The following is a 6,167-nucleotide window of genomic DNA, read 5'->3' on the forward strand; positions in this document are numbered from 1 at the left end:
GGGTCCGCACACAGATACTGCCCTGTCCCGCAATCATAGTACCGGAACCGGTTATAATACAACCCCGATTCTTCATCCTCATACTGCCCCGGAAAACGTAACCGGCAGGCGGGGGCTTCTTCCCTGTTCCGGCCTTCCTCCCGCCCCCACAGCTGCTGCTCTCCCCGCCAGACAAGGGTGCCGTCTTCGGTCAGCAGTTCCTGAATACGCCCGGTGATATCCGTGATGACATAGTGCAGTTGCCCTTTCTCATAACGCGCCAGCGGGGTGAAGCTGCCCGGCTCGTAAATCCAGCGAATGGCGTTTTCATCTTCCGGTTTGCCATCAGGACCAACAGGAATTTCTTCCGTTAGCTGGTCGCCGTTCCAGTGAAAATCCATGCCGGGTTTATCCCGGTTAGCACAGCGCTTGCTGATACGCCTGCCAAACGGGTCGTATTTATACTCCCAGCGTTCGCCTTCCGGGGTTTCCAGTCCGGTAAGCTGGCTCCGGGCATCCCAGCGGTAGCGCCACGTGAGCGGACGCCAGCCGCCTTTATCGACCAGCTTCTCCACCAGACGGCCGTTAACGTCGTATCTCCAGGTGGTCTGTTCATCCCGGATGACTCTGACAAAGTTGCCTTCTTCCGGCATCCCGCTGTCCGGGTTAATACGGAAGGCTGAATGCCGCCAGGCTTTGTACTCCCGTGACGTCACCCGGCCATGCCGCTGGCGCTGGTGTGTCTCACTCTCCGTCACCTCATTCACCCGGGTCTGGCGGCGGGTGATATTGAGGTTCCGGTCATAAGTGAAACGCTCTTCCCGCATGGGGATGTCACTGCCGCCGGTCCGGGTGACGTGGCTTATCTGGCCGTTTGCCGTCAGGCTGTTGACCATCGTTCCCCGCAGGGAGTCGGCAATCATCGTCAGGTTGCAGGCTTTGTCATACAGCCACTGACGGAGGCTGAGCCCGGCCATTCAGGGCATGCCTGATTATCAGCGGGGCATCACGCTACCGCCCCTGCCGATACTGCTTCCCGGCAACAGCTTTTTATTTCACTGGCAGCATATTAAATGAACACGCTCAACTGACTTTTTACGCCCGGTCAACATACTCCTGTCATCAAAACCTGTCATTACCTGTTCCCCTGATAATCCGGTTTCAGTCATCCTTTTAAAACCCAGTGCCGTCTTAAAGTCGGCTATGTCGGCATTTCCCGCACCAACCGTAAAACCAAAGTCCCCACCGGATATACACGCAGCCCCAGCCTGCACCTTAAAGGCGACTGGTTAAAAGAAGCGGGATTTGAGACCGGGCGCGGCGTGACGGTGAGGATTTCAGACGGGGGTATTGTGCTGATGGCTGACGGTGACGAGGTGCAGGCGCTGCGCGAGCAGCTTTATCAGGCTAAACAGGTGGTTAAGGGGATTAAAGACGGGGTGTTTAGCGTACTGAACGGAGATTAAATAATAAAAAAAGCCGGGAAGATTTAATATTCTACCCGGCTTTTGGATTATTTCATTGAATCATATTCCCAATAAAAATATCTACATAACTCCTGTGATATATTGATGCTGTTTTTAATATCTATATATGAAATGATAGAGTTTAAGATAGACATTACTCCTTTCCATGAATATTTATCAACCAGTATTAGTTTATATTGTTTGTTAAGCATATCTTTTTTGTGTTTTAAAGAAGACACTCCTTCAGCAGTTGCCACAACCACCGAATAAATATCTGACGCATCTTCGTCACTCATGCCTATATTCATTTCCAGAAGATAAAAAACATTATTATCAACCGGTTCCCAAGTCCAAGGATCATATATATCCGGAGACCAGTAGTGTTTTATCTCTAGTTTTCTTTGCTTTAACTTCATGGTAATGACTCCGTATCCAAGTGAACATTGCCTGACCATGGCCCTTCTGGAGTCTTTCTACTTTGAAAGTTTACTTGAGTTCCAGTTTTTGACCACGGTTCACCAGACAATGGATTTATTCCTCGTTTCGGAGATGGTCCTCTATATTGTCTTAGACCATCTTCAGAAATCAAGAGGTCAGAACCATAACCACTAATTCGCTTATAATTAGGCCCAACAAATGTCTCACCTAATTTAAAAGCATCATCCTGAGATACAATGCCAGTTATTCCCTGATTACCACCTGCGGCAGTCTGATTTTTAATTCTTTTAAGTTTATTCTTGAACTGCTGATTTGTTAACTTACAGGTTAAACCCAGCGGATCAATATAATTTAACGGATTAGGCGCATAACTGTAGAGGTTAATACCTCCAAGTAGCCCTATCGGGTCCGCACACAGATACTGCCCTGTCCCGCAATCATAGTACCGGAACCGGTTATAATACAACCCCGATTCTTCATCCTCATACTGTCCCGGAAAACGTAACCGGCAGGCGGGGGCTTCTTCCCTGTTCCGGCCTTCCTCCCGCCCCCACAACTGCTGCTCTCCCCGCCAGACAAGGGTGCCGTCTTCGGTCAGCAGTTCCTGAATACGCCCGGTGATATCCGTGATGACATAGTGCAGTTGCCCTTTCTCATAACGCGCCAGCGGGGTGAAGCTGCCCGGCTCGTAAATCCAGCGAATGGCGTTTTCATCTTCCGGTTTGCCATCAGTACCAACCGGGATTTCTTCGATAAGCTGGTCACCATTCCAGTGAAAATCCATACCGGGCTTGTCCCGGTTAGTGCAGCGCTTGCTGATGCGCCTGCCGGACGGGTCGTATTTGTACTCCCAGCGTTCGCCTTCCGGGGTTTCCAGTCCGGTTAGCTGGCTCCGGGCATCCCAGCGGTAGCGCCACGTGAGCGGACGCCAGCCGCCTTTATCGACCAGCCTCTCCACCAGACGGCCGTTAACGTCGTATCTCCAGGTGGTCTGTTCATCCCGGATGACTCTGACAAAGTTGCCTTCTTCCGGCATCCCGCTGTCGGGGTTAATACGGAAGGCTGAATGCCGCCAGGCTTTGTACTCCCGTGACGTCACCCGGCCATGCCGCTGGCGCTGGTGTGTCTCACTCTCCGTCACCTCATTCACCCGGGTCTGGCGGCGGGTGATATTGAGGTTCCGGTCATAAGTGAAACGCTCTTCCCGCATGGGGATGTCACTGCCGCCGGTCCGGGTGACGTGGCTTATCTGGCCGTTTGCCGTCAGGCTGTTGACCATCGTTCCCCGCAGGGAGTCGGCAATCATCGTCAGGTTGCAGGCTTTGTCATACAGCCACTGACGGTGCAGGGTGTTGTTGCGCCGGTAGTGCGGGCTCTGTTCTGTGAGGCCGCCGGCCTGCTGCTCAGCCAGCATGCCGGTGGGGGTGTGGCGCTGGCGGAGGCTGAACCCGGCTTCACTCTGCCGGGATATCTCCTGACCGCACAGGTCGTGCTCCAGGGTCAGCGGCGCATGGTCGGCTATCTGCCATGAAGTCAGTTCCCCCGTCAGCCCACGGCTGAAATGCTCTGTAATGCCCGCAGTGGTGCGCTGCGAGACCGTATCCTGTACGGCATCGTACTGGTACTCTGTTCGCCTGCCGTTAAGGGTTTCGGCGGTGAGCCTCCCGGCACCGTCGTATTCAAAGGTCACGGTGGCGTCGTTATTCCGCGCTTCCACCAGACGGCACAGCGCGTCATAGATGAACGTCGTGCGGCTGAGTACCCGCTCGCTGTCGCCCTTCGTTACCTCCTCGCTCGTCACCTGGTCGGTGACGCTGTACTGGCGGTTAAGGTGTGTGCCGTCCGGGAAGGTGGTACGGATGCAGCGCCCGGCCGCATCGTATGTATAGGTCAGCGTGCGCCCGGTAAAGTCGGTTTCGGCGATAAGCTGACCGGCTTTGTCATAGGTCAGGCGGTAATGCTCACCTCCGGCGTTGGTGATTTCAGCCAGGCGCGTGAGTTTGTCGTAGCGGCACTCCAGCCGTTCTCCGTCCGGGCGGACAACAGCGGTCAGCAGGTCAAATGCGCCATATTCATAGCGGGTGGTTTTGCCTTCGCCATCGGTGAAGCTCTCCGGCAGCTTCTCGCTGTTCTGGCGCATCAGTTCGCGCACGCCGTCCGGACGGTGAATTTCCTCCACGCTGCCCTGAGGTCCGGCATGGTTCTGACTGTGACGGAACTGCGTGGTGAAGCCCAGCGGGTCTTTCACGCTGAGCAGGCGTCCCAGCATATCCTGCTCTGTCTGCGTGATGCCGCCATCGGGGGCAGTGGTTTCCCGCACCCGGTGCAACGCATCATAATCCCACTGCCAGGTGGCGCCGCCCGGCATAATCTGCCGGCGTAAATCACCCTGTTCACTGTAGCCGAAGTGCTGCTGACGCCCCTGCGGGTCGGTCAGGCAGACCATGCCGCCTTTATCGTCGTAATCCCACAGCCAGACCTGATTACCCGGCGCGGTCAGCCGGGTGAGCTGGCCGTGTTCGTTGTAGCCGTAATACAGGCTGTAGCCGCCCGGCAGGGCAATCTGGCGGATATCGCCTTCGTCGTTGTACTGGTATTCCGTGGTGCGCCCCAGCGCATCGGTGCGGGACTGAAGGCGGGCATTGTCCCGGACGGTGATTTCTTCGCGGCCCAGCGGGTCAAGGCTGCGGGTAACGAGGCCATCCCCGTTGTACCAGTAACGGGTTTCGCCGCCTTCGGCGTCAATGTAGGTGGTGCAGTGTTCTTCATCGTTATAGATAAAGCGGTCGTTATAATATCCTTCCGGGGTGGAAACCTCCATCACTCTCCCGGCGCCATCATAACGGTAGCTGACCTGTGTTTTGTCCGTGTCCCGCCAGCGGGTCATAAACCCCTGCGGAGAGTATTCATGCCACAGGTGGGTGAACTGGAAGGTATCGCACTCTGCAAGGTAGCCGTTATCATCATACTGGCAGGTCACCAGGCGCTGATTCTGCGGAGCGACCAGGTTAATGCTCATGAGCTGCTGTTGCTGCCAGTCGAGTGAGAGCCTGTAGCCGTCGCTGTGGTGGATTTCAGTCAGCTGCCCGTTCGTGCGGTGAAAATCAATCCGGTTGCCGTGGCGGTCGTGGATAGCCGATAACCACCAGACGCCATTCCCTGAAGGAGAGAAAACAAACGTCTGCTGCGAGCGACGATCGAGGACGGTAAGTTCACTGCTCAGGTTGCCGGAAAGCCGGTAAGCCATCTGGCGGGAATTTACTGTACTCTGAAAAATACCGTCCTGCGGAACGGGATAACTGAGGACCACGCCTTCATGGTCGGTAAAATACAGCTTATCGCCCTGCAACGTCAGTGACCGGGACCAGTCATCTGACCATTTTTCGCCGAACAACCCTTTTCTTTTTGTCCGTGAGCGGTAAAACCGTGACAGGCCCAGAGGCACAGACCCTGGGATGTACAGGACATTAAGCTGCTGGATCAGGCTACCGGATACCACATCAACCGGATCGCTACAGCACGTCAGAAAACTGCTGTCAAATTCTTCTCCCTGTCCGGGTTTGATTTTTTCCCTTCCTTTAATGATTGCCCCATCCATATCCATGCCGCCAGCGGCTCTCAGTGAAAAAGCCGCAAACGCGCTCTGTACGGCAGTCATCAGCCCCTGGTTTTCCGGTGTGTTCATGGCATTAAAGGTGTCGAACGCCTCTCCGCCAATCTGCTCTGCCATATACTGCGCAGCTTCCGGCATGGTGTTGTAATGTGCTGAAGCAATGAGCATTGCGCCGATAGCCTGGCTGTTCATCACACCATCCCGGGTATGGTCGGTAAAGAAATCAGTAACTGATTTCTTTACGGCCTGCGCCGTTTCAGCCATGGACTGCGCTTCCAGTCTTCGTGACTCAGCTTCGCGTTCATAAGCACGGGACAGCGTGTCCATAAACGTCTGCTCTTCCGCAGTTTCAGGCCTGATTTCCGGGTCTGCCTCTTTTGCCGTTACATTGGTTGCGGGTGGCTGACCGGTAATGATGCCGGTGGTGTTTCTGGCATTCATCCAGAACTTATCGAAGTGACGCAGAACGGGTTTGCCACCGACTCTGAAGGTGGTGCTGTGTTCCAGTGGTTCGCAGATATCCCCCACCGTACCGCTTTTTATCCCCCCGGCCACGCCCGGCGCATCGCCCTTTGTAAGGGGAACGAAACTTTGATTCAGGACCAGCACCGGACAACCGTTGACTTTTACCGATGAAACAGTCAGCACGGCATCACCGAGGCTGGCAGTGA

The 6,167-nt window shown here is 54.9% G+C and carries 3 protein-coding genes and 1 pseudogene; 1 reads left to right on the plus strand and 3 read right to left on the minus strand.

Annotation, left to right across the window (positions count from 1 at the left end):
• Positions 1 to 956 (minus strand): RHS repeat domain-containing protein (locus CSE01S_RS21765; protein WP_042293139.1); only part of this gene is annotated, 956 nt, incomplete at its 3' end.
• A 198-nt stretch (positions 957 to 1,154) separates the two neighbouring features.
• Here CSE01S_RS21765 and CSE01S_RS21770 point away from each other — a divergent pair.
• A pseudogene (locus tag CSE01S_RS21770) lies at positions 1,155 to 1,445 on the plus strand (SymE family type I addiction module toxin); the annotation flags it as partial.
• Between the two features lie 47 nt (positions 1,446 to 1,492).
• On the opposite strand, the gene CSE01S_RS21775 reads toward CSE01S_RS21770, so the two are convergent.
• Together CSE01S_RS21775 and CSE01S_RS21975 are read right to left on the minus strand one after the other, a co-directional pair.
• Positions 1,493 to 1,861: an Imm8 family immunity protein gene (locus CSE01S_RS21775; RefSeq protein ID WP_042293144.1), complete on the minus strand. Its 369-nt coding sequence runs from the start codon at positions 1,859 to 1,861 to the stop codon at positions 1,493 to 1,495.
• The coding region (locus CSE01S_RS21975; RefSeq protein ID WP_233422717.1) for an RHS repeat-associated core domain-containing protein at positions 1,858 to 6,167 on the minus strand (4,310 nt) is incomplete at its 5' end. The genes CSE01S_RS21775 and CSE01S_RS21975, both read right to left, overlap by 4 nt.

It is taken from the genome of Citrobacter sedlakii NBRC 105722 (assembly GCF_000759835.1).
Taxonomy (GTDB): domain Bacteria; phylum Pseudomonadota; class Gammaproteobacteria; order Enterobacterales; family Enterobacteriaceae; genus Citrobacter_A; species Citrobacter_A sedlakii.